Annotated in this window: 19 protein-coding genes and 3 pseudogenes; 17 read left to right on the plus strand and 5 right to left on the minus strand. The window is 65.4% G+C overall.

Translation table 11 applies throughout. From position 1 onward, the window contains the following. The first annotated feature begins 1 nt into the window (after nt 1). From ACVWY1_RS05145 to ACVWY1_RS05170, 6 genes and pseudogenes are all read left to right on the plus strand, one after another. Nucleotides 2–1,330 carry a TolC family outer membrane protein gene (locus ACVWY1_RS05145; RefSeq protein WP_277503395.1) on the plus strand — a complete coding sequence of 443 codons (1,329 nt, stop codon included), beginning with the start codon at nt 2–4 and terminating at the stop codon, nt 1,328–1,330. A 78-nt stretch (nt 1,331–1,408) separates the two neighbouring features. After that, nucleotides 1,409–2,017 carry a hypothetical protein gene (locus tag ACVWY1_RS05150; protein ID WP_102683350.1) on the plus strand — a complete coding sequence of 203 codons (609 nt, stop codon included), beginning with the start codon at nt 1,409–1,411 and terminating at the stop codon, nt 2,015–2,017. 180 nt (nt 2,018–2,197) lie between these two features. Further along, a complete protein-coding gene (locus ACVWY1_RS05155; protein ID WP_457377881.1) occupies nt 2,198–2,578 on the plus strand; it encodes a hypothetical protein in 381 nt (126 codons plus the stop codon). Between the two features lie 166 nt (nt 2,579–2,744). Then, a pseudogene (locus ACVWY1_RS05160) lies at nt 2,745–2,837 on the plus strand (isocitrate lyase/PEP mutase family protein); the annotation flags it as partial. 367 nt (nt 2,838–3,204) lie between these two features. Continuing rightward, entirely contained in the window at nt 3,205–4,245 is a 1,041-nt protein-coding gene (locus ACVWY1_RS05165) for a hypothetical protein (protein WP_457377882.1), read from the plus strand. 358 nt (nt 4,246–4,603) lie between these two features. Further along, a complete protein-coding gene (locus ACVWY1_RS05170; RefSeq protein WP_110698535.1) occupies nt 4,604–5,467 on the plus strand; it encodes a sensor domain-containing diguanylate cyclase in 864 nt (287 codons plus the stop codon). Nucleotides 5,468–5,528: 61 nt separating this feature from the next. Here ACVWY1_RS05170 and bla read toward each other — a convergent pair whose 3' ends face one another. Beyond that, the gene (bla, locus tag ACVWY1_RS05175; protein ID WP_457377883.1) at nt 5,529–6,404 is read right to left on the minus strand and encodes a class A beta-lactamase; all 876 of its coding nucleotides are present in this window, start codon (nt 6,402–6,404) and stop codon (nt 5,529–5,531) included. Nucleotides 6,405–6,631: 227 nt separating this feature from the next. On the opposite strand from bla, the gene ACVWY1_RS05180 reads away from it, so the two are divergent. Beyond that, a complete protein-coding gene (locus ACVWY1_RS05180) occupies nt 6,632–6,949 on the plus strand; it encodes a hypothetical protein (RefSeq protein WP_046856247.1) in 318 nt (105 codons plus the stop codon). Between the two features lie 245 nt (nt 6,950–7,194). On the opposite strand, the gene ACVWY1_RS05185 is transcribed toward ACVWY1_RS05180, so the two are convergent. Further along, nucleotides 7,195–7,986 carry a response regulator transcription factor gene (locus ACVWY1_RS05185; protein ID WP_102683356.1) on the minus strand — a complete coding sequence of 264 codons (792 nt, stop codon included), beginning with the start codon at nt 7,984–7,986 and terminating at the stop codon, nt 7,195–7,197. A gap of 138 nt (nt 7,987–8,124) precedes the next feature. Here ACVWY1_RS05185 and ACVWY1_RS05190 point away from each other — a divergent pair, with 138 nt between their 5' ends. The 3 genes from ACVWY1_RS05190 to ACVWY1_RS05200 all read left to right on the plus strand — a co-directional run bounded on the left by ACVWY1_RS05190 (nt 8,125) and on the right by ACVWY1_RS05200 (nt 11,237). Further along, complete coding sequence (locus ACVWY1_RS05190) at nt 8,125–9,228, plus strand: polyamine ABC transporter substrate-binding protein (protein ID WP_457377884.1); 1,104 nt, start codon at nt 8,125–8,127, stop codon at nt 9,226–9,228. A 121-nt stretch (nt 9,229–9,349) separates the two neighbouring features. After that, entirely contained in the window at nt 9,350–10,504 is a 1,155-nt protein-coding gene (tssI, locus tag ACVWY1_RS05195) for a type VI secretion system tip protein TssI/VgrG (RefSeq protein ID WP_457377885.1), read from the plus strand. Between the two features lie 79 nt (nt 10,505–10,583). Next, nucleotides 10,584–11,237, plus strand: a complete 654-nt coding sequence (locus tag ACVWY1_RS05200) for an HD domain-containing protein (RefSeq protein WP_139672032.1) — start codon at nt 10,584–10,586, stop codon at nt 11,235–11,237. A 2-nt stretch (nt 11,238–11,239) separates the two neighbouring features. Here ACVWY1_RS05200 and ACVWY1_RS05205 read toward each other — a convergent pair. Continuing rightward, nucleotides 11,240–11,461, minus strand: a pseudogene (locus tag ACVWY1_RS05205) (Lrp/AsnC ligand binding domain-containing protein); the annotation flags it as partial. Nucleotides 11,462–11,743: 282 nt separating this feature from the next. On the opposite strand from ACVWY1_RS05205, the pseudogene ACVWY1_RS05210 reads away from it, so the two are divergent. From ACVWY1_RS05210 to glsB, 3 genes and pseudogenes are all read left to right on the plus strand, one after another. Beyond that, nucleotides 11,744–12,301: pseudogene (locus ACVWY1_RS05210) on the plus strand (HD domain-containing protein); the annotation flags it as partial. A 9-nt stretch (nt 12,302–12,310) separates the two neighbouring features. Next, entirely contained in the window at nt 12,311–12,817 is a 507-nt protein-coding gene (locus tag ACVWY1_RS05215; RefSeq protein ID WP_277505584.1) for a GNAT family N-acetyltransferase, read from the plus strand. Between the two features lie 149 nt (nt 12,818–12,966). After that, nucleotides 12,967–13,884: a glutaminase B gene (glsB, locus tag ACVWY1_RS05220; RefSeq protein ID WP_038705799.1), complete on the plus strand. Its 918-nt coding sequence runs from the start codon at nt 12,967–12,969 to the stop codon at nt 13,882–13,884. An 87-nt stretch (nt 13,885–13,971) separates the two neighbouring features. On the opposite strand, the gene ACVWY1_RS05225 is transcribed toward glsB, so the two are convergent. Further along, the gene (locus ACVWY1_RS05225; RefSeq protein WP_457377886.1) at nt 13,972–18,207 is read right to left on the minus strand and encodes a hemagglutinin repeat-containing protein; all 4,236 of its coding nucleotides are present in this window, start codon (nt 18,205–18,207) and stop codon (nt 13,972–13,974) included. 38 nt (nt 18,208–18,245) lie between these two features. Continuing rightward, a complete protein-coding gene (locus ACVWY1_RS05230; RefSeq protein WP_457377887.1) occupies nt 18,246–19,955 on the minus strand; it encodes a ShlB/FhaC/HecB family hemolysin secretion/activation protein in 1,710 nt (569 codons plus the stop codon). A gap of 546 nt (nt 19,956–20,501) precedes the next feature. On the opposite strand from ACVWY1_RS05230, the gene ACVWY1_RS05235 reads away from it, so the two are divergent. The 4 genes from ACVWY1_RS05235 to ACVWY1_RS05250 all read left to right on the plus strand — a co-directional run bounded on the left by ACVWY1_RS05235 (nt 20,502) and on the right by ACVWY1_RS05250 (nt 25,482). Beyond that, nucleotides 20,502–20,960 carry a GNAT family N-acetyltransferase gene (locus tag ACVWY1_RS05235; protein WP_457377888.1) on the plus strand — a complete coding sequence of 153 codons (459 nt, stop codon included), beginning with the start codon at nt 20,502–20,504 and terminating at the stop codon, nt 20,958–20,960. A 169-nt stretch (nt 20,961–21,129) separates the two neighbouring features. Beyond that, on the plus strand, nt 21,130–22,632 hold the full coding sequence (gene proP, locus ACVWY1_RS05240; RefSeq protein WP_023631310.1) for a glycine betaine/L-proline transporter ProP: 1,503 nt from the start codon (nt 21,130–21,132) through the stop codon (nt 22,630–22,632). Nucleotides 22,633–22,780: 148 nt separating this feature from the next. Then, entirely contained in the window at nt 22,781–23,236 is a 456-nt protein-coding gene (locus ACVWY1_RS05245; protein ID WP_457377889.1) for a (2Fe-2S)-binding protein, read from the plus strand. Further along, nucleotides 23,236–25,482, plus strand: coding sequence for a molybdopterin cofactor-binding domain-containing protein (locus ACVWY1_RS05250; protein ID WP_457377890.1), 2,247 nt, complete (start codon nt 23,236–23,238; stop codon nt 25,480–25,482). Before ACVWY1_RS05245 ends, ACVWY1_RS05250 begins: the two co-directional genes overlap by 1 nt. Nucleotides 25,483–25,499: the final 17 nt, after the last annotated feature.

The following is a 25,499-nucleotide window of genomic DNA, read 5'->3' on the forward strand; positions in this document are numbered from 1 at the left end:
GATGAATCGCCACTGCCTTGGCCTGTGCCTGCTGGCGCTGGCGTTGCCGGCCGCCGCCATGGACCTCAGGCAAGCTTGGGACCTGCTGCAGTACCAGGGTCCGATCTACCGCGCCGCGGTGCATGAACAGCAGGCCGGCCTGGAAAACCGCGCCCTCGGCCAGGCCGGCCTGCTGCCGCAGGTCAATGCCTCGGCCTACGCCAACCGCATCGACGGCAGCCAGCGTCAGCACGGCATCGACAATGACCTGGACTACGACGCCACCGGTGCCAACCTGCGCCTGCGCCAGCCGCTGTTCAACAAGCAGAAGATGGCCGAATACCGCCAGGGCCAGCAACGCGCCGACTACAGCGTGGCGGTGTTCGACGCCAAGAGCCAGGACGCCGCCGTGCGCCTGGCAGACAGCTACTTCGACGTGCTCCTGGCCAGCGAGACAATAACCCTGGCCCGGGCCAAGCTCGGCGCCTTCGAGGAGCAGCTCAGCTCGGCCAGGCGACGCATGCAGCTGGGTGCCGGCACCATCACCGACATCGACGAGTCCCTGGCCCGGCGCGACCTCGCCGAAGCCGAACTGATCGAGGCCCAGGACAACCTGGCCAATGCCAGCCGCAAACTGGCCGAATACATCGGCGAAACGCCCGCATCGCTGACCACCCTGCAAGCGGACTTCGCCACCCCGCCGCTGCTGCCGGACAACCTGCGCGACTGGCTGACCCGGGCCCAGGCCGACAGCCCCTTGATCCATGCGCGCCAGCACAGCTACGCGCTGGCTGAGGAAGAGGTCAAGCACGCCAAGGCTGGCCACTGGCCGACCCTGGACTTCGTTACCGGCTACACCGCCGGCAAGAGCCAGTCGATTTCCGAGCTCAACCAGCGTAACCACTACAGCTCGATCGGCCTGGAATTGAACATCCCGCTGTACAGCGGTGGCGGTGTCAGCGCACTGAGCCGCCAGGCCAGTGCCAACAGCGCCAAGGCCTTGGACGAACTGGACGCCACGCGCCAGGAGGTCATCACCGGCACCACCCGCGAGTTCCGCGGCGTACAGAGCGGCGCCCTGCGCGTGCACGCGCTGGAAAAGGCCGTGGCCTCAAACGAACGCTCGCTGCTGTCGGCACGCAAGGGTTTCAGTGCCGGCGGCACCAGCACCAATGCCGATGTGCTCAACGCCGAGGAGTTGCTGTTCGTGGCACGCCATGACCTGTTCGAGGCCAAGCTTCGCTACCTGATGTCGCGCCTGCGCCTGGCCTCGGCGGTGGGCAGCCTGGGGGACGACGACATCGACCAGATCAACCGGTACCTGGGGCCAGAGCTGTTGGTGAACAACTAGGTTGAGCTACACCCCCACGACATCCGCCCTCGGATTGGCGATACTACGCGGCCCTCATCCCTGAAAAGGACTTCGCTGATGAAGCGACTGCTTGCCCTCACCCTCCTCACCTTGGCCATCGCCGGCTGCGACAAGGCCGACCAGACCACCGCAGTGTCCGGCCAGTGCGCCAAGGACATCGACTGCAAGGGTGAGCGTATCTGTGACAGTGGCCAGTGCGTTAACCCGCAGCCTCAGGCCGCGCTACTGGCCAAGCCCGCCGTCACCGCGCCGCTGGCGCCGAGCATCGCCTATGAGCCGCTGCCGATCAGCGACGAAGGCGCCGGTCCGTTCACCGTCCAGAGCATGGAGCTGGGCACCGCGCTCAACTACCAGTCCCGGGCAGGGGTGATGAACGTCATGGAGTCCATCGTCGCCGACGCCGAAGGCACCGGCTACGTCGCCATAGAGAAGGCCTATGCCTTCGGCCCGAGCCGCTATGTGCTGGTGGTGTCCACGGGGGAAGGCGGCAATGCCTGCCCAGCGTCCACCTATGTCTTCAGCTTCGACACCAGCGGCGAGTACGTGGACGGCAAGACCGAGGTGGACGGTTGTTCGGAAATGGTCGAAAGCATGGCCGAGGGCAACAAGCTGACCATCAAGAAGGACGGCGCCGCGACCGTGGTGTACAACGGCCAGGTGAAGTGATCAAGGGCGGTCAGGTGGCCCGGCTCGCGCCAGCCGCAACGCACTGAAGTCGTTGATGATTCCGGCATGGGCCCGGCAGAACTTTTTCCGTTTTGCCGGTCTATTGAGTGAGTGCGCCACGCAGTTGTCCTGGCAATCGCTGGCCACACGCTCAATTGCCCACAGAGGTTGTCTTCACTGATGAAAATCCCTGCCCCATGCATGCTGCTCGCTGGCCTGTTCGCGCTCGCGGCAGCCGGCTCGGCATCCGCCGCACCGATGAAGACGTCGACACCTCCCGCCCAGGTCCTCGACACGGCGAGCCACCACTCGCCGGAAAACCCCTGGCCAAGCCTGGCAACCGCACCAACGGCACCGCTACTAGCCCATGACGACCGCTACCGCCACGACGAGCGCTGGCATGATCACCGTGACGACTGGCGCCGGGAGCAGTGGCGCCGCGAACAATGGCGCCGGGAGCAGCACCGCCGGGCAATGGAGCGGCAACGCTACTGGGACCGCCACCATGATCGCGCCCAGCACCATCGCTATGACGACGACCGCCGCTACTATCGCCGTTGAGCAGCAGCCCTGTGTATTCAGCCCCGCGCTAAAGCTCCACTGGGGCTGGAGGCCATCGCGACGCTTCGCTAGAACATCTTGAAAAATCCTGCAGGCCCGACCGGTTGGTGGCAATCTATGGCGCGCAGCAAACCCTCTTCAGGATATTCAAGGGAGTCATGCACTCATGCCTGCAATGGATCGCATTTTTCATGACCTTCACCAGCAAGAGCTGTTGATGCTGGCCAATGTGGCGGACGCCGGCGGTGCACGCCTGGTCGGGAGCGTTCGAGTAGCCGCCTTCGATATCCACGGTTTCCTCCACGGTGCCATGCGCGGCCTGATCCAGCGCTTCCTGCAGAGCGGGCAGCTCGAGACCAGCGGGTTGAAGGCCCACAGCAATGCAGAACTCAACGCACTGATGGCACCTCCCCAACGGTAGGGAAAGCCTGTAAATGCTGAAAAGCACCTGACCCTCATGGGTTCGTGTGAGCTGGTCAAGGCCTTGCTCTACCTGGACGGTGGCGGATGTTCTAAACGGAAGAGCAAGCGCTCCACTACCGTGGGCTGTTCACCTTCGGTCCCCTGGACGAATAGCCGGAATCGCCCTAGCATCGGCGCCCCCACGGCTTCACTCACGGACGATCATGCCCCCCATCGCTCACCTGCTTGCCCTGTTCGCACTGTCCGCCCTGGTCAGCGCCTGCAGTATCAATGGCACCTACATCGACAGCACCCGCCCGGATGCCGCCAAGCTGCGTTACATCTCGGGCAATGGCAGCGCCACCCTCGACCTGTTCGACAGCGCGCGCTGTGAAGCCCGAACCACCGGCATGCTCAACAACCTGTTCGTGCCCGACTCGCGTCGGCGGGCCGACATGAGCGTGCCGCCACCGGCAAACAGCAACAGCTACTACGAGATCCGCCTCGAACCCGGCCAGCCGGTACATGTTCGCGCCAACACCCAGGGCGCCACTACGGTCTGCTCGGCCTCGTTCACCCTGACACCGCAGGCAGGCTCCGAATATGAACTGCGCTTCGACCAGTCACCTGGCTACTGCCAAGCGGCACTGGTGCGTCTGCAACGCGTCGAGGGCAAGGACCAGCGCCAGCCCTATCCGATGATCGACACCATCCCAAGCGCCTGCCGGGGTACCTCAGCGTTGTTCCCGAAACAACCCACACCGCTGCCCGATACCCCCCGGCGCACCGCGTTGATCGATAGCATCATCCACGACAGCGTCACCCCGGAGATGGAGCAACTGACCACGTCGCGCACTGCCGTCGCCATCACTCGTCAAACCTCTCCCGAAGCCCAGGTAGCGGCACGCAAGCGGGAACTGGGCCTCGATCTTCCAGAGGCCTACTGGCAGCAGTACCAGCAGAATCTGCAGAGGCTCGCCGAGGCGCTCGCCAACCTCAAGGCACGTACGCTGGAGCGCTACGACGCCGACAGCCGCGCCTACCTGCGTAGCGTGCGCGACGAGCAGTTGCAGGTCTGGGCCGGTGGCAACAACGACGTAGGCCTGCGCAGCAAGGCCCAGCGCATGCGCGACATGGCGTACTACTACAACTATGTCCTGCAGGAGACGGTCGCGCAGATCAGCCTCGAACACTTGCGCAGCATGGCTGAACTGGATCAACGCGAAGGGGTTTGCAAGCGCTTCGCCGGATGCTGGAGGCTGTAGGCAGTCACCCGAGCGCAAGTCTGTCCCATGCTAGTGATCGCCGCCCCCTTGAACCTCGGCCTCAGCTCCCTGAGGCCAGCCACCAACCCGCCGGCTCCATCAGCCTAGGCGCAGCCCGGCACTTGCCTGCGCAAAGGCCACGCCCTGCGCCCGGTCACTCTCGCCTTGGGGGACAGGGTACGCGCCGCCAGACTGCACCATGCAGGCTTTGCTTGCTCACAGGTAGTGTGCCCCGCCCCCGACCCTGTGTATGCTGCACGGGCGCGGCAAGCGGCCCACGGCGGCTTGCAGGACATCGCGCGGCCGCCCTGCGTGATCGGACCATGACCGGGCTACCCGTATCGGATACCCCCGCCCTATGCCCGTCGACCTGCAAGCGCTGTACCCCAGGCTGATCCACCTGATGCTGGACACCGTGTTCGTGGTCGACCAAGACGACACCATCGTGTTCGTGAGCGATGCCTGCGAGGCCTTGCTCGGCTACCGCGCCGACGAGCTGACCGGCACCCCGATCACCCGCTACATGCACCCGGATGATCTGGAGGCCACCCGCGCCTCGATCGTGCGGGTGATGAACGGCAACGCCCACTGTGACTTTCGCAACCGCTATGTGCGCAAGGATGGCGAGATCGTGCACATTCTCTGGGCGGCCTCCTGGTCCGATGAAGTCGGCGCGCGGATCGGCGTGGCCCGCAACATCACCGCCCTCACCCAGGCCGAGCAGGAACTGCGTTTCCTGGCCCATCACGACCCGCTGACCAAGCTGACCAACCGCTCGCTGTTCAACGACCGCCTCGCCACGGCCCTGCGCATGGCTCGCCAGCAGCAGCGGCGGCTCGCCTTGCTGTTTCTCGACGTCAATGATTTCAAGGGTATCAACGATGTGCATGGTCATGCTGCTGGCGACCGCGTGCTGTGCACCATCGCCCGCCGGCTGCAGGACAGCGTGCAGGCGGCGGACACCGTGGCGCGGATCGGCGGCGACGAGTTCATCGTGCTGCTGACTGACGTGCCCTCGGAGGATGACGTGTACGAGATGGTCGAGCAGATCGCCAGGGTCATGGAGCAACCGCTCGGCGCCGAATTCGGTGAGGTCAGGATGCCCTCCTGCAGCATTGGCGTGGCCTGCTACCCCAGCGATGGCGAGGATGCCGACACCTTGCTCAGCCATGCCGATGGCCAGATGTACCTCAAGAAACGGCGGCGCGTACGCGTGGGGTGAGCCGACCTCATCGCGGGGCAAGCCCGCTCCCACGCGTTCGGATAATGGTCCGAGCGATTGCTCAGCCCTGCCAGGCGTCCACCACCACCCGCGTGGCTGCCGCGATCGTCTCGCTGTTCCAGGGCGCATCCGCCTTGGCTCCACGGCTGAACACCACCAGGATCCACGGCGCCCGGCCTTTGGGCCAGATGACCGCGACATCGTTGGCCACACCGTAGTCACCCGACCCGGTCTTGTCGCCCACCACCCAATCCTTCGGCACGCCGGCGCGGATACGGGCATCGCCCGTGGTGTTGCCCTTGAGCCAATCCTGCAGCTGTTGACGCTCGGCAGCAGCCAGGCCGTCGCCCAGCAACAGGCGCTGCAGAGTCACGCCCATGGCCAGGGGCGTCGTAGTGTCACGCGGATCGCCTGGCAAGGCGGTATTGAGCGTCGGTTCGTTGCGGTCGAGGCGGAACGTCGGGTCACCCAGGCTGCGGGCAAACGCCGTAAGCCCCGGCGGGCCACCGACCAGCTCGAGCAACAGGTTGCCGGCGGTGTTGTCGCTGTACTGCACCGCGGCGGCGCAGAGCCCGGCGACGGTCATGCCGGCGCCCACGTGCTTTTCAGTGACCGGGGAATACACCACCAGCTGTTCGGCGCCGTAGGCGATGCGCCGCTTCAGCAAGCCCGGCTCGGCCTGGCTGCGGTGCAGGATGGCGCCGGCGAGGACGGCCTTGAAGGTGCTGCAGAACGCGAAGCGCTCCTCGGCGCGCCAGGCCAGTTGCTGGCCGCTGCCGGTGTCCAGGGCCCACAGGCCGATCGTGCTGCCGGTGGTGGCCTCCATTTGCTGCAATGGCTTGCGCAGCGGGTCATCCGCCCAGGTTGGCAGGGCCAGCAGGGCCGAGCAGCCGAGCGCGCCCTGGAGCACGCGACGGCGGCTGAGGGTGGGAGTCATGCGGGTATTCCTTACGCCAATGAGCAAAACGCGAAGGCTAGAACGTTTTAGCATGCACGCCAAGCAGAGGAAGCGGCCAGGCCTGCCTGCGCGGCGCATGGCACGCGCTTGTGCTGCGAGCGAGCCTGGCCAACTGTTTTTCGCGCCACCGCCCTGACTACCCTTGCGCTGACCGGCAAAAGGCAGGACAGTAACCGGGTATTCCCGCAAAGAAACGGAGATTCGCCTTGACTACCGATCGCCTGAGCCTGCTCCAGTTCGAGCACCTCAGCCTGAAACCCGCCGCCGCCAGCCAGTTCGCCCTCTCGTTGAAGGAGCTTGAACAGCTGACCCTCCCCGAGCGCTATGCCTTCCGCGCAGCCCACTACCTCGGCGACCTGGCCGAAGCGGAGAACAGCCAGCAGCTGGCGGTTGCCAAGGACCAGGGCATCGGCTTTACCCAGGGCCTGCTCACTGCCGCGGCAATCGAAGACGCACTGGCGAAAAGACTGATCGAGGTCTTCAATAACGCCAGCGAACGCGCCCACAAGCTGTTGCCTCAGTAATACCTTCAAGAGCCCGGCGCCATGCCGGGCTCTGCCCTGCCCCGATCTTGCACTAGTGTGGTGTTTTGCAAATACGACCAATAAATCGCGAGCGTTTTTTGCGCTCAGGCAAGGCGTCGCGACGAGTCGTAGCCCAGCTACGGCGAGGAGCGACAACGCCGCATGAGCGCAAAAAGCGCCGCGAGTTATGGTCGTTATTTGTGAAACACCACACTAGCGATCAACATCTGCCCCAGTAACTGACGTCACCGTGCAGAAAGAACGTCCTGTTTGGGCATGAGGAACCGGGCGAACAATTCCGATTGTGAACGGACATTCAACTTGGCATAGAGGTTACGCCGATGAACCTTGATGGTCTCCACCGAGAGCGCCAGCTTGCCGGCCACTTCCTTGTTGGAATAGCCACTGAGCAACAACCTGAGCACATCGCTTTCGCGCGAGGTGATCTGCGTGGCCAGCTGAGCAACCGTTTCAGGCCATGACAGTGGCTCGGCGAGGTGTTCGTTCGCGTCGACTTCAAAGGCCATGCGCTGGTGCATGAGCGCAGTTACCCAGGGCTTGATGATATCGAGCAGGGTAATTTGCTCCTGGCTGAAACGTACCTTGCTCCCGATGGACATGCACAATGTTCTATCGGGGTCGAGCTGGACATTGTATTGGACTTCATCCGCCGAAATATAATGAGCGAAATACTGCTGATAGTATTCAGTTTCGACGAAGTATTCCGGCGCTATGTCCAGCAGATGAAAGAAGCCACTCTGCGGGTTTTCCCGATTGGCGATATAAAACGGGTCCAGCAGGTAAAGCCCCTTCACATAGCGATGAATGAACGCATCGACCTCCTGCGCATCCGCCACCTCAGGAAGAGCCACCACGTCCACCTGCTGCTGGCTGAAGATCAACACCACCCAGTTGTCGATCTGCACGTACTCATTCAATACCCGCACCAACGAACTCCAGAACGCGGGGCGGTCCAGCTGCATGATCAGCTTGCCGATCGAACGGTGCCACGCCAGGCCATGAAGGTCGAACGGCATTTTCTACCCCTTTTGGGTTAGGAATCAGCAGGTCAGCGCTACGTAATCGGAGGTATTTACTATCCGGGCCTGCCCGGTATAGTCGCTGTCTGGGCTCAGGACGGGCCAGAAGATACATCGTTTCGATAAGGATGTTGCATGAGAACGTCACGTTTGCGAACCCTTTTTGCCGCCTCGCTGCTCGGTGCGGCAATCAGCACCTCGGTGGCCGCGGCCCAGCCCGGCATGCACCTGTACAACTGGTTCGGGCTGCTCGCGCCAGAGACCCCCAAGGCCTTCGAGCAGGCAACTGGCACGCGGATGCGCATGGATGCGTTCGACAGCGCCGACATCATGCAGAGCAAGGTAATGGCCGGGCGCACGGGGTATGACGTGGTCGTGGCCACCTCCAACGTATTGCCCAGCCTGATCCAGGCGGGCGTGCTGCAGCCCTTGGACCGTGAGCAACTGAGCAACCTGGCACATATCGACCCGGCGCTGCTGGCCCAGGTCGCGGTCAATGACCCTGGCAATCGTTACGCGGTGCCCTACCTGTGGGGCACCACCGGCATCGGCTATGACGTCGACAAAGTCAAAGCGGCATTGGGTGAACAGGCGCCGGTGGACAGCTGGGACCTGATCTTCAAGGAAGAGAACATCAGCAAGCTGCAATCCTGCGGGGTGGCGATGCTGGATTCCCCGAGCGAGATCATCTCGATTGCCTTGCATTACCTGGGGCTGCCCAGCAACAGCAAGAACCCGGACGACTACCAGAAGGCCCAGGCGCTGCTGTTGAAGATACGCCCCTACGTCCTCTACTTCGATTCCTCGCGAATCGACACCGACCTGGCTGACGGTAATATCTGCGCGGTTGTCGGTTGGGCCAATGGTGCCCTTGCGGCAAAGGCCCTGAACGAAAAGACCAACACCGGGCGCCGGATTTCCTACAGCCTGCCGCGCGAGGGCGCGCTGGTCTGGTCGGAGAACCTGGTACTGCTCAAAGACGCCCCTCACCCCAAGGAAGGCATGGCGTTCATCAACTACATGCTGCGGCCAGAAGTCATTGCCAAGACCTCGAACCACACGCTGTACCCCAACGCCAACAAAGACGCCACCGCGTTTGTCGAGCAGAAGCTGCGCGACAATCCCTGGATCTACCCGGACGCCACGACGATATCCACGCTGATCCCACTCGAGCCACTGCCGTTGAAACTGGAGCGGATCCGCACCCGGGTCTGGACCAAAGTGAAGAGCGGTGTTTGACCTGAGGTAATGGGGTGTCTGCTGCCCCCTGCCAGCCCTTGATCGTGTCCATTGGCGTGCAGCGCGCTGCGCGCCAATGCCTGTTGCTCAATTGAGTCCGACCTTGAAAAGAGAACAGTGGATGTTCAGCCCAGCCCAACAAACTCGATTCAGTTTGACGATCGACGGTATCGATCACGCTTTCCACGTGCTCGCATTCAAGGGGGAGGAAGCGCTCGGCAGGCCGTACTACTTCAATGTGGATCTGGTCGCCGAGCGGGCTGACCTGGATCTCGAATGCCTTTTCGACCGTGAGGCTTTCCTGTCCTTCGACAACAATGGCAACGGCATTCATGGCCGGGTCTACCACATCGCTCAAAGCGGTAATGCACAAGGCTCGAAGCACTACAGCATGACCCTGGTACCGCACCTGTCCTACTTGCGCCATCGCATCAACCAGAGAATCTATGAACAGTTCTCGGTACCGAACATTGTTGCCTTGATCCTGGAAGAGCACGGGATCGTCGGCGACGCTTATCGGTTTCATCTAGGCTCGAGCTACCCCGAGCGCGACTACTGCACCCAGTACGACGAAACGGATTTGCACTTCATTCAGCGCCTGTGCGAGGAAGAAGGCATCCACTTCCATTTCCAGCACAGTGCCGAGGGCCATGTGCTGGTGTTCGGTGATGACCAGGCGGTGTTCCCCAGGTTGGGGCAACCTGCCGCCTGCAACCAGGACGGCGACAATCCGCTCGATTTTCGTGGTCTGGCAGATCATCAAGCTGAAGGGCAAAGTGTCCAGACCCATTTGGCCAGTGGCCATGTGCTGGACGTTTGCGGGCATCCGCACCAGGCGTGGAACGCCCCGTGGCTCCTGACACGGGTCATTCACCAGGGCAGGCAACCCCGGATAGCCGGTGAGCGCGGCGCCACTGACCACGTGGATGACGTTACTCAGGGATACCGCAACCACTTCATGGCTATTCCCTGGGAAGCGCCCTACCGCCTGCCTTTGACTCACCGCAAACCTGAGCTACCCGGCAACCAGACCGCTGTCGTCATCGCGGTGGAAGACGAGATGTCCCAGCGTGACCGGCGCCTGGCAAAGATACAGGTCAAGTTCCCCTGGGACCGCGAAGACAGGTTCGACGACAAGAGCAGTTGCTGGCTGAGCGCGTCCTCCAGTTGGAGCTGTGCGAGCACGCCACCGCACACGGGCATGGAAGTCATGGTCACCTTTGTGGAAAACGACCCCGATCAACCGCTGATCAGCGGTTGCCTGTGTTGCCGCTGACCGAGCCCGCGACAATTGGTGTACCGTTGCCGCGCCGAACCGATGTTCAGCCCTTACCCTGATCGATGGAGCACGCTCGATGGCCAACGCGCCGTTCTTTCCCCTGCAGCCCCTGGCGGACGAACTGCTGCCCTGCCTGCCCGGCGCCTGTACCGACGGCTCCCACGACCTCGCCCATGTGCAGCGGGTGTGGAGTAACGTCCGGCGCATCCAGGCCAAGGAAGGTGGCGACCTTGAAGTGCTGCTCGCCGCCACCGTGCTGCACGACTGCGTGGCGGTGGAGAAGAACTCGCCTCTGCGTAGCCAGGCCTCGACGCTCTCGGCCAAGCGGGCCGCCGCGATCCTCACCGACAAGGGCTGGCCATCGGCACGCGTCGAGCAAGCGGCCCATGCGGTGCAGGCCCACAGTTACTCGGCGGGTATCGCGCCGCTGAGCCTGGAGGCGAGGATCCTCCAGGACAGCGACCGCCTCGATGCCCTCGGCGCGGTGGGCGTCGCTCGTTGTTTCTATGTCGCAGGGCGCATGGGCTCGTCACTGTACGACTTCGAGAATCCCACTGCCGAAGGGCGGGACCACCAGGATAACCGGTACGCCATCGAGCATTTCCACACCAAGCTGCTAAAGCTCGCCTCGGGGTTCCAGACCACCGAGGGGGCTCGCCTGGCGACGCTCCGGCATGAACGGCTGGCGTCGTTCCTGGACGACTTCATGGATGAGATCGGTGTGGCCTGAGCTCAGGTCGCCGGCACCTGCAACCCGGTCTTCACATTGCTCATCGCCACCAGCGTCTTGAAGTGCTTCACATTGTTGCTCTGGAAGAACAGCTCCCGCGTCAACTGGGTGTACTGCGCCATGTCCCGCACCAGCAGGATCAGCACGAAGTCGCATGCCCCCGCCACGTGATAGCACTGCTGAACCTGCGGGCAGGCCATGAAGGTGCGCTGCATGGCGTCGAGCAGTGCGCGGTCGAAGGGGTCAAGGGTCATGGGAGTGGGCCCTGTCAGGCGTGTGTCAGCGCCACCGACGGCAACAATGGCCGCGCCCTGGCCGCCGCCGCGCAGAGCGTGGGTTGTCGCTGCGTCAGCGTCCTGCACGCCCACGTCAGCGTGGAGCGCGGTCACGGCAGCAGGCGTGGAATTGAGTATCCCAGGCATGCAAACGTCAGAACCATGAAGGCCGGCAGTCGTCTGGGGTTATCATGCCGACACGCTGAACCCGCCCCAGGACATGGAGTCGCCATGAACATCGAAAAACTGCAGAACCGCCTGGACTTCCTGCGCCAGGCCGAACAACTCAAGAGTGTGCTGCGCAGCGCCCATACCTCCACCGGCCGTGCCGAAAGCACCGCCGAGCACACCTGGCGGCTGTGCCTGATGGCCATCACCTTCGCCGACGAACTGGGCGACCTCGACCTGCTCAAGGTCCTGAAAATGTGCCTGGTCCACGACCTCGGCGAGGCCATCAGTGGCGACGTGCCCGCCGTCAGCAAGCAGGGCTTCCCCGACAAGAGCCAGCAGGAGCGCGACGACCTGCTGCAATTGATGGCGAGCCTGGATGCGCCCCTGCGCGAGGAGATCATGGGGCTGTGGGAAGACTACGAAGCCGCGACGTCCGCAGAGGCCCAGGCGGTCAAGGCCCTGGACAAGCTGGAGACCCTGTTGCAGCACAACCAGGGCCGCAATCCGCCGGGCTTCGACTATGCCTTCAACCTCAACTACGGCAAGCGCTACACTGCCGCCACACCGCTGTTCGAGGCCCTGCGCGACCTGATTGACGCCGACACGCGCAGGCACCTGGACAATGGCATCGCCCTGCGCGACGAGCGCCCCGAAGACATCGACGCCATCGGCCAATTGACCGAAGCCGCCTTCGCCGACGCCGAACACAGCAGCCACACCGAGCAGTTCATCGTCACGGCGCTGCGTCGGGCGGGGCAGCTGACGGTTTCGCTGGTGGCCGTGGAGGCCGGCGCTGTCGTCGGCCATGTGGCGATTTCCCCGGTCACCCTGGCGTCGGGCGCCAGCGGCTGGTTCGGCCTCGGGCCGGTTTCGGTGTCGCCGGCACGCCAGGGGCAAGGCATCGGCTCGGCGCTGATCAATGCCGCGCTGGCCCGGTTGCATGGGTTGGCCGGCCAGGGCTGCGTGGTGCTGGGCGACCCGCGCTACTATGCCCGCTTCGGCTTCAAGGCCCAGCCGGGCCTGACCTTGCCGGGCGTGCCTGCCGAGTACTTCCAGGCCCTGGCCTTCACTGGGGACGTACCGCAAGGCGACGTGCAATACCACGCCGCGTTCGAGGCAACCTCCAACGCGTAAAACGCGGTCACTGCAGGCGCGGGGCAAGCCTGCGCCTGCAGGTCACGCATCATCACAGGAATCAACGCCGGCAGATGTGCTCCGCAGCCAGCGACCATCGTCTACCTGAACGTTTTCGACCGCGTCTTTCCTCCGCACCAGGTTTTCCGATGCAAGCACTCCTGCAAGAGATCCTCGACCACGTCCGCCCCCTGCTCGTCCAGGGCCAGGTGGCGCAGTACATTCCCGCCCTCGCCCAGGTCGACCCCAACCAGCTGGGCATCGCCGTGCAGAGCCTGGACGGCCAGTTGCACTGCGCCGGGGATGCGCGAACGCCGTTCTCGATCCAGAGCATCTCCAAGGTGTTCAGCCTGGTGCAAGCGATCAACCACAGTGGCGAAGACATCTGGTCGCGGCTGGGCTACGAGCCTTCGGGGCAGGCGTTCAACTCGCTGGTGCAGCTGGAGGTGGAAAAGGGCCGGCCGCGCAACCCGTTCATCAATGCCGGGGCGCTGGTGATCTGCGACATCAACCAGTCGCGCTATGCCACCCCCACCCTGTCGATGCGCGACTTCGTCCGCCGCCTGGCGGCCAATCCGCGTATCGTCAGCGACACGGTGGTGGCCGAGTCGGAGTACCAGCACCGCGCACGCAATGCGGCCATGGCCTACCTGATGCAGGCCTTCGGCAACTTCCACAATGATGTCGACGCGGTGCTGCGCAGCTACTTCCACCACTGCGCGCTGTCGATGAGCTGCGCCGACGTCGCCCGTGGCTTCGCCTTCCTGGCCAACAGCGGCTACTGCCCGCACAGCGGCGAACAAGTGCTCAGCCCGCGCCAGGCGCAGCAAGTGAATGCGATCATGGCCACCAGCGGGCTGTATGACGAGGCCGGCAATTTCGCCTACCGCGTCGGGCTGCCGGGCAAGAGCGGCGTGGGCGGCGGCATCGTCGCGGTGGTGCCGGGGCGCTACAGCATCTGCGTGTGGTCGCCGGCGCTGAACGCCTCGGGCAACTCGCTGGCGGGGTTGCGGGTTCTGGAGCTGTTGAGCGAACGGATTACCGGGTCGGTGTTTTCGGCGGTCTGAACGTTCGCGGGGCAAGCCCGCGCCTACAGGGATAGCAATCGCCTGTAGGCGCGGGCTTGCCCCGCGATGGGCCGCAGAGCGGCCCCGTCAGCCTTTGTTGGTCAGATCATCAAGCTGCCCCTCGACCGTCACCGGCCCGACCTTCAGCTTGCCGTCATCCAGCGACACGCTGGGCAGGCCGGCTTCAGGCAGCTTGGGCAGGTCGAGGGTGGCCTTGACCTGGTAACCGAGTGGTTTCACCTCGGCCCCGACCGTGTTCCCGCCCTGCTCCACGCCCTTGACCTGCAGCCCCAGCTCGCGCTGCGCCGTGATCTGCGACGTTTCCTGGACCCCGGCCTTGCGCACGAACTCGCCCTGGGCATTGAACGACGGCGTGTAGCCGAAGGCGGGCTTGGCTTCGCCGTCCTTGGCCTCGCCTGGTTTGCCGACAAGGCCGGCGCCCAGGTCGAGACGTACCGAGGTGGTGGTGTCCTGACGCTCCTGGATACTGAGCCCGCCGTCGAGCTTGCCGCCGATGTGCTGGCCTTCGACACGGGCGCCGCTCAGTTGCGCCGCGCCCGTGCTGTTCAACGCCACCGTGTCGGCGGCGATCCGGCTGTTCTGCTGGGTGGTGCCCTGCAGATGATCCACGTGCACCTTGCCGCCGAGGTCGAAGTCTTGGGACGCAGTGGCCTGCTTGCCGGCGTCGACCGGGATATTGCGGCTCAGGTTGCCGCCGGCCTTCAGCTCGACGCCCCAGTTGTTGCGGCTCTGGGTGGACTGCGCCGACTCCAGCGCCAGGCCACCCTCGCCTGCGCCGACGTTGACGCCCGCAGCAGCGACCTGCGTGCCCTGCAGATGCACCGACTGGCCGGCCAGGTCCACATTGGCGCGGCTGTTCAGCTGGCCGCCGCTCAGGGTCTGCGAGCGTTCGTTGGTCTGGCCCACATTGAAGTTGCCGCCCAGCTTGCCGCTCAGGTCGCGGCCCTGCTCACCGGTGGCTACCTTGCCGCCGAGGTTGAGACCGCCGCCCAGGTGGCTGCCGCTGACAGTCCGGGTGTCGCTGGCGGCCTGCAGGTCAAGAGCGCCACCGGCCTTGAGTTCGACCGGGCCCGTCGCGTCGATGCGCGTACCTTGCAAGGTCTGGTCGCCACCGCTGCCCAACCGCACCGGGCCGCTGCCGCTGATGCTCGCCACCTGGGCCTTGCTGTCGGCACTGTGTTCGCCGGCATGGTCGAGTTGCAACCCGGCGCCCAGGTCGACCTTGTCACCCACCGGCAAGGTGCCCACGGTCAGCGAAGCGCTGCCACCGAGGCTGCGGGTGTCGCGACGCTCATGGTTGCTGGCCTGCTCCAGGGCCAGCTTGCCGCCAGTGTTGACGGCCACCGCGCCCTGGCCACCGTCGAGGCGGCTGCCTTCGAAGCGGGCATCGCCGCCGACCTGGATGTTAAGGCCCTGATTGCCACTGAAGGTGCCGACCACGGCAGTGGAACGGTCTTCGGCCAGGCTCTTGCTTCCCCCCGAACCACTGGCGGTCACATTCAGGTCCTCGCCGGTCTTGGTGTAGACCCGGGCGGATACATCGGCATTCACCTGCTGCTCGCTGCGGCTGTGGGTGTTGCTGGCGGCCTCGGCCTGCAACGCGCCGGCCTTGACGTTCAGCGCGCCGCCGTTGGCGTTGTACTGGGTGCCCTGGTCCTTCAGCGCACCAGCCACATCCAGCTGGACGCCCTGGCCGTTGAACTGGCTGACCACCGCGGTGCCGGTCTGCTCACCCTGCTGCTGGCTGGCATGGCCCACGGCCAGGTCGACGCCCAGGTTCGGCGTGCCGAGCTTGCCCAGGGCGTCGGTCAGCGAGGTCTTGCCGGCAAGCACGTCCTTGACATCGCCCAGCGGCAGCTTGCCGTCGAGCGCGTCCTTCACCGACACCTTGCCGTCCACCACATCCTTGACCACCCCGGCGATCGGCCGGGCGATGTCCTTGTATTCGACATTGACGCCGACATCCGCCGTCCAGTTGCTCTGCTGGTGGCTGCTGCTGGTGGTGTCGCGAGCCGCGCGGTTGTCCACCTGGTTGGCGCTGACGCTCAGGGTGCCGGCGCTGTTGACCTGGGCGCCTTCGCTGGCCAGGGTGTCGGCCTTGATGGTCAAGCTGCCGGCGCTGTCGATGCCGGTGGTCTTGGCAGTGCTGCTGCTTGCGGTGTCCTGCTGGGTGCCATGGGCGAAGTCGACCCCGGCGCCGGCACGGTCGAGGCCGGCGGTGAGGTAGACGCCACCCCCGGTGTGGCTGCTGTCGCGGGACTCGCTGCGGCTGTCCTGCTCGGCCAGCAACGACACCTGCTTGCCGGCCAGGGTGGTGTCGCCTGCCGTGGACTTCACCGCTGCGCCCTTGACGGTCAGGTCAGCGCCGGCGGTCAGCTGAACCTCGCTGCCGCTGAGGCTGGAACCCTGCTGGCTGACCTGGCTGCCAGTGGCGCTCTGGCGATCGCTCGCATAGCCGACGCCGGCGCGATACTGCCCCGAGCCCGGCGCGGTCTCCTTGGCCGAGGCCACGAAACCACGGCTGCTGCTGGCGCTGCCGTGCTCGCGGGTGTCCTGGGCCGAGGCGACCTTCAGGTTGCCCGCCGCGTCGGCGTTCAACGCGCCGGTGGCCTTGACCGTGGAGCCGACCACCTCGATGCCTTCGGCGCTGTTCAGGCCAACGCTGCCACCGGCCACCAGCTCGCTGCGCACGGCGGTGCTTTCCCGGCTGTTCTGCTTGGCTTCGTTGTGGCTGACGCCGAAGAACTTGCTCTGCTGGTTCTGGCTGTCGCGCTGGTCGGTGCGCGAGGCGTTGCTGATCTGCACCTGCTTGCCGGCAATGCGGATGTCCTGGCCGCTGGTCAGCTGGGCACCTTCGGCCAGCACCGAAGCCTTGGCCCGCAGTTCGATATTGCCGCCCTTGAGCTGGCTGGTGACGCTGCGCTGGGTTTCGCTGCGATTGTCCCAGTCGGCCTTCCAGAAGCCCTTGGTGTGCTTGCCCTGGTCGCTGTTGACCTGGCGTTCGGTGGCAGCGGTCAGGCGCAGGTCGCCCCCGCTGTTCAGGCTCAGTTGGCCGGGCGCCTCGATGCTGGCGGCATTGACGGTGACATCCTGGCCGGCGTTCGCCCGAGCATCACGCTGGGCCACGACCTGCACCCCATGCTCGCGGGTATCGCTGTCGGTCTGGGTGCGCTGGTAGGTTTCCCAATCGATGCCCAGTGCACCGCTGCGCCAGCTCTCGCGTTTTTCCTGGAGCTTGCGGCTTTGCACGGTGCTCAGGGTGAGGTTGCGCCCGGCGTCGAGCTTGACGTCGCGCCCGGCCACGTCGGCGGCGGCCAGGGTCAGGTCCTGGGCACCATGCAGTTGCACATCGCCCTGGCTGCTGCGCACGCCCGCACGGGTCGCTTGCAGCGAGTCGGCCACGGCGGCGCCGCTGATGTTCAGGTTACCCGCCGAGTCGATGCGCACGCCGTCGCGGCCTTCGATCTGCCCTGGCCCGACCCGCACCCCGGCACCCTGCGCGGTGCTGACGATATTGATGCGCCCGGCCTGCATTGCGCCGAACAGGCTGGCGTCGATACGCTGCTCGCCGCTGGCCGCGCCGCCGTCGAGCACCTTGACCTGGCCGCTGGCGTAATCCACCTGGTTGCGGCCCACGGTGAGGTTGAGCTGGTCCCGGGCATCCAGTCGGCCCTGGCTGTCGATGCGCGGGGCGATCAGGTTGACCGAACCGCCGTCGTTGCGCAGGCCGGCGCCCTGCACCTGCAACTGGCCGTTGGCGTCCTGGGTGCCCAGGGCCTTGAGCCGGCCCGCGTCCAGCTCGGGTCGGCCCACCACCAGGCTGGCATTGGGCGCGTTGATGAAGCTGGCACCATTGACCGAGATGCCGTTGGGGTTGGCCAGCACGTAGTCGGCGGCACGGCCGAAGATTTCCTGGGCGCCATTGATGGCGGAGGCATTGCGGCTGACCACTTCATTGAGGATCACGCTCGCCGCCTGGCCCTGGAACTGCGGGTTGGCCGCCAGCTCGCCGGCCAGCTGCGAGTGCCCGGCCTGCAGGGCGTTGTTCAGTACCAGACCCTGGCGGTCGACGTTGTAGTCGAGGAACTGGTTATGCGACAGGCCCGCGCCGTTGGGGGCGACGATATTGACGATGGGCACGCCGCCCTGGGTCTGCAGTTGCGCCGTGCCCCCGGGCCCGGGGGCGACCACCACACCGCCGGCCAGCGCCTGGGGCAGGCTGGTGGCCAGCAGCAGGCTGGCGATCGCCCAGCGCAGCTTGCCTTGCGGGGACAAATTGAAGGTAAAGGGGGTCTTGGGCATAGGTCACTCTCCATGTAGGTACTGCTAAATCGGTGCGCTCAGATCTGCACGGCGGCCCTGAACAGCCAGACTTCAGGCTCGCGCTGGTAACCGCGGGGAGTGTTGAGGCTGCGCTGGTAGTCGAGGTCCAGCTGCAGCGCCTTCCAGCCCAGGTTCACGCCCAGGCTCGCGCCGCTCAGGCGCTGGCTGGCGGCGCCGTGGTCGGCCTTGATCCAGCCGTGGTCCAGGCCCAGCCGTGGGGTGACGCTCAACGGCCCCTGCGCCCGCCACGGCAGGCGGAGGGTGTTGCGCCATACCGCCCCACTGGCCCCGGACAGGCTGCTGATGCGGTAGCCGCGCACGGCCGAATCGTCGGTGCCGAGCAACTGCTCGATGGCCGGCAGCGGGTCGGGGCTGTACTGCAGGTTGAGCTGGCTCTGCCACTGCCAGGCCTGACCCAGCAGCTGGCCATTGCGCCACTGGCTGAGCCCGGCGCGGTACCTGTGGAACTGCGCCCTGGGCAGGTCGGGCACCGGGCGATCGGCGTCATCGTCGGCACCGAACCAATGCAGCCCCTGGGCATAGTTGAGGTCCAGGTTCCACACCGCGTGGTCGAGCCAGAACAGGTTGAGCCCGGCCTCGGCCACGGTCAGCGTCGGGCTCTGCACGTCCAGGCGCACCTTGGCGAACTCGCTGTCGACATCCTTGTGCGCCAGTTGCAGGCTGGCGCTCAGTTGATGGCGCTGGTCACGCCACAGCACGCGCTCGCCGCGCAGGCTGAGCTGGTCGGTGATGCCGCGGCTATGCAAGGTCAGCGTGCTGAGCTTGACCGGCGAGCGGTACTCGGCATGGCTGGCGAACAGGCTGAAGGTCCAGTAGCCATAGGGGATCGCGTAGTACAGGCTGGCGTTGCGGCTGTAACGGTCGCCCTGGTTGAGGGTATCGCTGGCCGACAGGCTGAGCAGGTCGTTGAGTGCCAGCGGGTTGTCCAGGCCCAGGCTGAGCACGCGACGATCGCGCCCGGTGCTGGCGCTGCCGAAGTTGTCCAGGCCCAGGCCCACGGCCACCCGTGGCTGGCCGGCGCTGCGCGGGCGCAGGATGATCCGCGAGGCGCCCGGCTGGCTGCCGGGGGCGATGTCGGCGGTCAGGTCGACCGAGCGCAGGCGGTTAAGCTGGTCCAGGCCCTGCTCCAGGTCACGCAGGTTCAGCGGCTCGCCGAGCATGCCGGGGAAGGCCCCGGCCAGCGACACCGGCAGGCGCTGGTCGGCCAGTTCGATGGCCTCCAGGTAGCCCTCGTCCACCAGGATGTCCAGCGACTGCCCGGCTGTCGGGGCGCTGCTCAGGTAGGGCCGGCTGGCGATATAGCCCTTTTCCAGGTACAGCGCGGTGATACTCGCCAGCAGCTGGTTGATCTGCCCCACGCCCATGCACGCCGCCACCAGCGGATCGATGCGCGCATCGAGGGTGGCACGGTCGATCAGGGTGACGCCGCCCACCCGCACCCCGGCCAGCGGCCAGCAGTGCGTATCCGGAGCCGCGGCCTGAGGGACCTGCGCGGATGTATCGGGCCCTGTGAACGCACCGCGCTGTAGTTGGCGGCGGCGTTGCTCCAGTTGCAGTTGCTGCAGGTCCTGTTGTTGCTGTTGCTGTTGGCGCAACACTTCCTGGCCAGGCACGAACGTCTCAGCCCGCACGTTGCCCAGGGACAGGCAAGCCAATACGACACACAGCGATACGCGACGGCAATCAATAGCAGACAGGTACGACATACAACACCCATTCGCAGGCAAAGGCACAGCGAGAATCGCAGCACTTGGAACTTCCCGGCACGGTTACCGAGAGTTATCGGCACACGTGCAATAACTTTAGAAAGTTGAGCGTTATTCACTGAAACGCTCACGGAAAAGTTAATGACTGCCAATTACCACCCGAAGCCTGGCATGACCACCTGGTCACCCGACACCCCGTATTGCAGAGGCTAGAGGGACTGACGCGCGAGATCGTCCAACAATCAAACTTGCCGACTGTTTGAGCCAACGGTACTTCTAGACACGAGCGGGAGACACCGGACTTTAGTCGCATGCCGCCTACGTACAGCAACTTGGAAACACACAAGAGGATTCTACCTCGGTGAAACGCGCCGAAACTAAGCCGAATAATTGGCCCGTGCGGCGACGATTCGTGCTGAACTTTCGACTCTATTGAAGCGACTGCCCTCGAATGCACTTGCAACTCGAGTACGCGTTAGAGGCCTGGTGTATGCTCGCGACATCACAGCCCACCGCACTGAAATGCCCCTCGACAAGGACAACAGCATGCCCCGCCTGGACTGGCTTGAACACCACATGGCCCACAGCGATACCCTCGCCCAGTGGCTGCACCAACAGTTCCACTACGAGTACGCGGACGTGCCGATTAGCGACTGGCAACGCGAGTTCGCCGAAGGCCAGCGCAACGGCCAATGGCGATGCCTGGTCGCCCTCGACGGCGACCGCCTGCTGGGCAGCACCGCCCTGGCCAGCGACGACCTGCCCGGGCGCAGCGACCTTGGTCCGTGGCTGGCCTGCGTGTTCGTCACCCCGCAAGCACGAGGGCAAGGCCTGGCGGAACAACTGATCGAAGGCATCTGCGACCATGCACGCAGCAGCGGGGTCTCCACGCTCTATCTGCACACCCACGACCAGAGCGCCTACTACGCCAAGCGTGGCTGGGCACTGCTGGAACCCTTCGAGGCCTGGGGGCAGCAGCACTGGCTGATGTCACGCACGCTCTGATCGCTTGCCCGATGGCCTCTGTAGAAGCGGGCTTGCCCCGCGCCAGGGCCATCCGTGCCGCACACAAATGATCCAGCAGGGAATTATTTAGCGCGCCGTTGTATCTGACCCTAGGTACAAGGCTGGCCAAACCATGGCCATGCCCCCAAGCCTTCAAGGACAACGGCCCATGAAATCACGCAGGAAACCCGTCAAGCCCATCGGCCTGAAGGACATCACCATCGTCGACGACGCCAAGATGCGCAAGGCCATCACCGCAGCCGCCCTGGGCAACGCGATGGAATGGTTCGACTTTGGCGTCTACGGCTTCGTCGCCTATGCCCTGGGCAAGGTGTTCTTCCCCAACGCCAGCCCCGGCGTGCAGATGATCGCGGCGCTGGCCACGTTCTCCGTGCCCTTCCTGATCCGCCCGCTGGGCGGGCTGTTCTTCGGCGCCCTGGGCGACCGCTACGGGCGCCAGAAAGTGCTGGCCGCGACCATCGTGATCATGTCCCTGAGCACCTTCGCCATCGGCCTGATCCCCTCCTACGCCAGCATCGGCATCTGGGCGCCGATCCTGCTGTTGCTGGCGAAGATGGCCCAGGGCTTCTCGGTGGGCGGTGAATACACCGGCGCCTCGATCTTCGTCGCCGAGTACGCCCCGGACCGCAAGCGCGGCTTCCTCGGCAGCTGGCTGGACTTCGGCTCGATCGCCGGCTTCGTCCTCGGCGCCGGCGTGGTGGTGCTGATCTCGACGCTCCTCGGAGAGGAACAGTTCCTCGAATGGGGCTGGCGCCTGCCGTTCTTCCTGGCCCTGCCGCTGGGCCTGATCGGCCTGTACCTGCGCCACGCGCTGGAAGAAACCCCGGCCTTCCAGCAACACGTCGAAAAACTCGAGCAAGGTGACCGCGAAGGCCTGGCCAGCGGCCCGAAAGTGTCGTTCAAGGAGGTGGCGACCCAGCACTGGCGCAGCCTGCTGACCTGCATCGGCGTGGTGATCGCCACCAACGTCACCTACTACATGCTGCTCACCTACATGCCCAGCTACCTCTCGCACAACCTGCACTACAGCGAAGACCACGGCGTGCTGATCATCATCGCGATCATGGTCGGCATGCTGTTCGTGCAGCCGATCATCGGCCTGCTCAGCGACAAGTGGGGGCGCAAGCCGTTCATCATCATCGGCAGCGTCGGCCTGTTCGCCCTGGCGATCCCGGCGTTCATGCTGATCACCAGCGGCAAGCTGGCGGTGATCTTCGCCGGCCTGTTGATCCTCGCCGTGCTGCTGAACTTCTTCATCGGCGTGATGGCCTCGACCCTGCCGGCGATGTTTCCCACGCATATCCGCTACAGCGCCCTGGCCAGCGCCTTCAACATTTCGGTGCTGATCGCCGGCCTGACCCCGACCCTCGCCGCCTGGCTGGTGGAAACCACCGACAACCTGTACATGCCGGCCTACTACCTGATGGTGATCGCCGTGATCGGCCTGCTCACTGGCCTGACCATGAAGGAGACCGCCAACCGCCCGCTGCGCGGCGCCGCCCCGGCCGCCTCGGATATCGACGAGGCCCGCGAACTGCTGCAGGAGCACCACGACAACATCGAACAGAAGATCGAGGACATCGACGCGCAGATCGCCGAGCTGGAGGCCAAGCGCAAGACCCTGGCCCAGCAGCACCCGCGCATCGATTGAGGAGGCTTGCGCATTCCACCGGATTGCTTGCCTGATCCTCTGGACCTGCGGGGTGCATCGATTGCGCAACGGGGCCATGTGCTAGCGTTTCTGGATTGGGGAACAGCGTATTCCCCGCTTCCAGAACCGATGATCAGCAGGTGAGCCCATGGAACTAAGAATCAACCAGCAGACCTACCAGGTCGAGGCTGACGCCGACACGCCCTTGCTCTGGGTGATCCGTGACGACCTCGGCCTGACCGGCACCAAGTACGGTTGCGGCCTGGCCCAATGCGGCGCCTGCTCGGTGCTGGTGGACGGCAATGTGGTGCGCGCCTGCGTCACCCCGGTGGCCGGCGTGGTCGGTCGTGAAGTCACCACCATCGAGGCCATCGAAGCCGACGCCGTGGGCAAGCGCGTGGTCGCCGCCTGGGTCGAGCACCAGGTGGCCCAGTGCGGCTACTGCCAGTCCGGCCAGGTGATGGCGGCCACCGCGCTGCTCAAGCACACCCCCAAACCCAGCACCGAACAGATCGACGCGGCCATGGTCAACCTGTGCCGCTGCGGCACCTACAACGCCATCCATGCCGCCGTGCAAGAACTGGCCCAAGGGGAGAACGCCTGATGAACGCGCGTATCGACACCCCTGACGACCTGGCACGGCTGCGCAGCGGCGAAACGGTCAACCTGTCGCGTCGGCGCTTTCTTGCCGGCAGCGCCATCGGCGCACTGGTGCTGGGCTTCGGCCTGCCGCTGGGCTCGGCGCGGGTACAGGCCGCAGCCGCGACCACTGAGCGCGGCACCCAGGTGCCGGCCTTCCTGGAAATCCGCGCGGACGGCAGCGTGCACCTGCTCAGCCCGTTCATGGAGGGCGGGCAAGGGGTCAACACGGCCATGGCGCAGATCATCGGCGAGGAACTGGACGCCGACCCAGCCACCTTCGTGGTCGAAAGCGCGCCAGCGGGCGAGGCCTACGTGGTGATGGAGAACGGCCTGCGCATCACCGGCGGCAGCATGTCGGTGCGCATGAGCTACCCGACCATGCGCCGCCTCGGCGCCCTGGCCCGCGCCATGCTGCTGCAGGCCGGCGCCGAGCAGTTGGGCGTGCCAGTTGGTGAATTGAGCACCGAGCCTGGCAAGGTGGTGCACGCGGCCTCGGGCCGTGCGCTGGGCTACGGCGAACTGGCCGCCAAGGCCATGGACCTGCCGGTGCCCGACCCTGCCAGCGTCAAGCTGCGCGACCCCAGCCAGTTCCGCTGGATCGGCAAGCCGGTGCAGCGCCTCGACGCCTACGACAAGTCCACCGGCAAGGCCGTCTACAGCATCGACGTCAAGGTCGACGGCATGCTCCACGCCGCCGTGCAGCATGCCCCGCGCCTGGGCATGACCGTAGACAACCTGCGCAACGAGGAACAGGTCAAGGCGATGAAGGGCGTGCACTCGGTGCATCAACTGCCCGGTGCGGTCGCCGTGGTCGCCGAACGCTGGTGGCACGCCAAGCGCGCGGTGGAAGCGCTGCAGGTGGACTGGAAGGAAGTGGCCGCCGACAGCCAGGTGCGGCCGATGCCTGCCGATTTTTCCAGCGATGGCTGGCGCGAACACCTGGCCGCCCAGACCGGGCCGAGCCGCGACGAGGAAAACCAGGGCGATGTCGCCGGCGCCCTGGCCGGGGCCAAGACCAAGGTCGAGGCCACCTACCACAACCAGTTCCTCAACCACGCGCAGTTGGAGCCGCCCTCCGCCACCGCCCGTTTCAACCCCGACGGCTCGCTGGAAGTGTGGCTGCCCAACCAGGCCCAGGACATGTTCCGCGCCGACATCGCCAAGCGCACCGGCCTGGACCCGGCGCGGATCACCCTGCATTCGCCACTGCTCGGTGGTTTCTTCGGCCGGCACTTCCTGTATGACTCGGCCAACCCCTACCCGCAGGCTATCGCCCTGGCCAAGGCGGTCGGCAGGCCGGTGAAACTGATCTGGAGCCGCGAGGAGGAGTTCCTGCGCGATGCCATGCGCCCCATGGCCGTGGTCAAGTTCCGCGCCGCGCTGGACGAGAAAGGCCTGCCGGTGGCCATCGAGGCGATCAGCGCCACCGAAGGCCCGACCGAGGCCATTGCTGGCAAGCAGGGCGACACGGTCGATCCCACAGCCCTGGAAGGGCTGTCGGGCAAGGCCTACGCCATCGCCAACAAACGCATCGCGCAGATCTATGTCAAAGGCCCGGCCATGCTCGGCTACTGGCGCTCGGTGGGCAATTCGCTGAACGACTTCTTCTACGAGTCGTTCCTCGACGAGCTGGCCGACAAGGGCGGCCACGATCCCTTCGAGCTGCGCCTGCAGCTACTGCGGGACAACCCACGCCTGACCGCCCTGCTGCAGGCGGTGGGCGAGCTGTCCGGCGGCTGGAAGCGCGGCCCGTTCACCGCCGAGGACGGCAGCAAGCGCGCCCGCGGCGTGGCCATGGCCTCGCCGTTCGGCTCGGAGGCGGCGGTCATCGCCGAAGTGTCGCTGGAGGGTGGCCAGGTCAAGGTGCACGACATCTGGCAGGCCATCGACCCGGGCAGCATCGTCAACCCGGCGATCATCGAGGCCCAGGTCAACGGCGCGGTATCCCTGGGCCTGTCCCAGGTGCTGCTGGAAGAATCGGTGTGGCTGAACGGCATGCCACGGGCGCGCAACTACGACCTGTACCCGATGCTGCCGCCATCGCGCATGGCCCGGGTGCATGTGCGCATCGTCGAGAGCGGGGCGAAGATGGGCGGCATCGGTGAACCGCCGCTGCCGGCGGTGGCGCCCGCGGTGGCCAACGCCGTGGCGCAGCTTACCGGCCAGCGCGTGCGCAGTATGCCCCTGAGCCGCCATACCTTCAGCTGACACGACAAGGACAGCCC

Source organism: Pseudomonas sp. TE6288, from assembly GCF_054062095.1.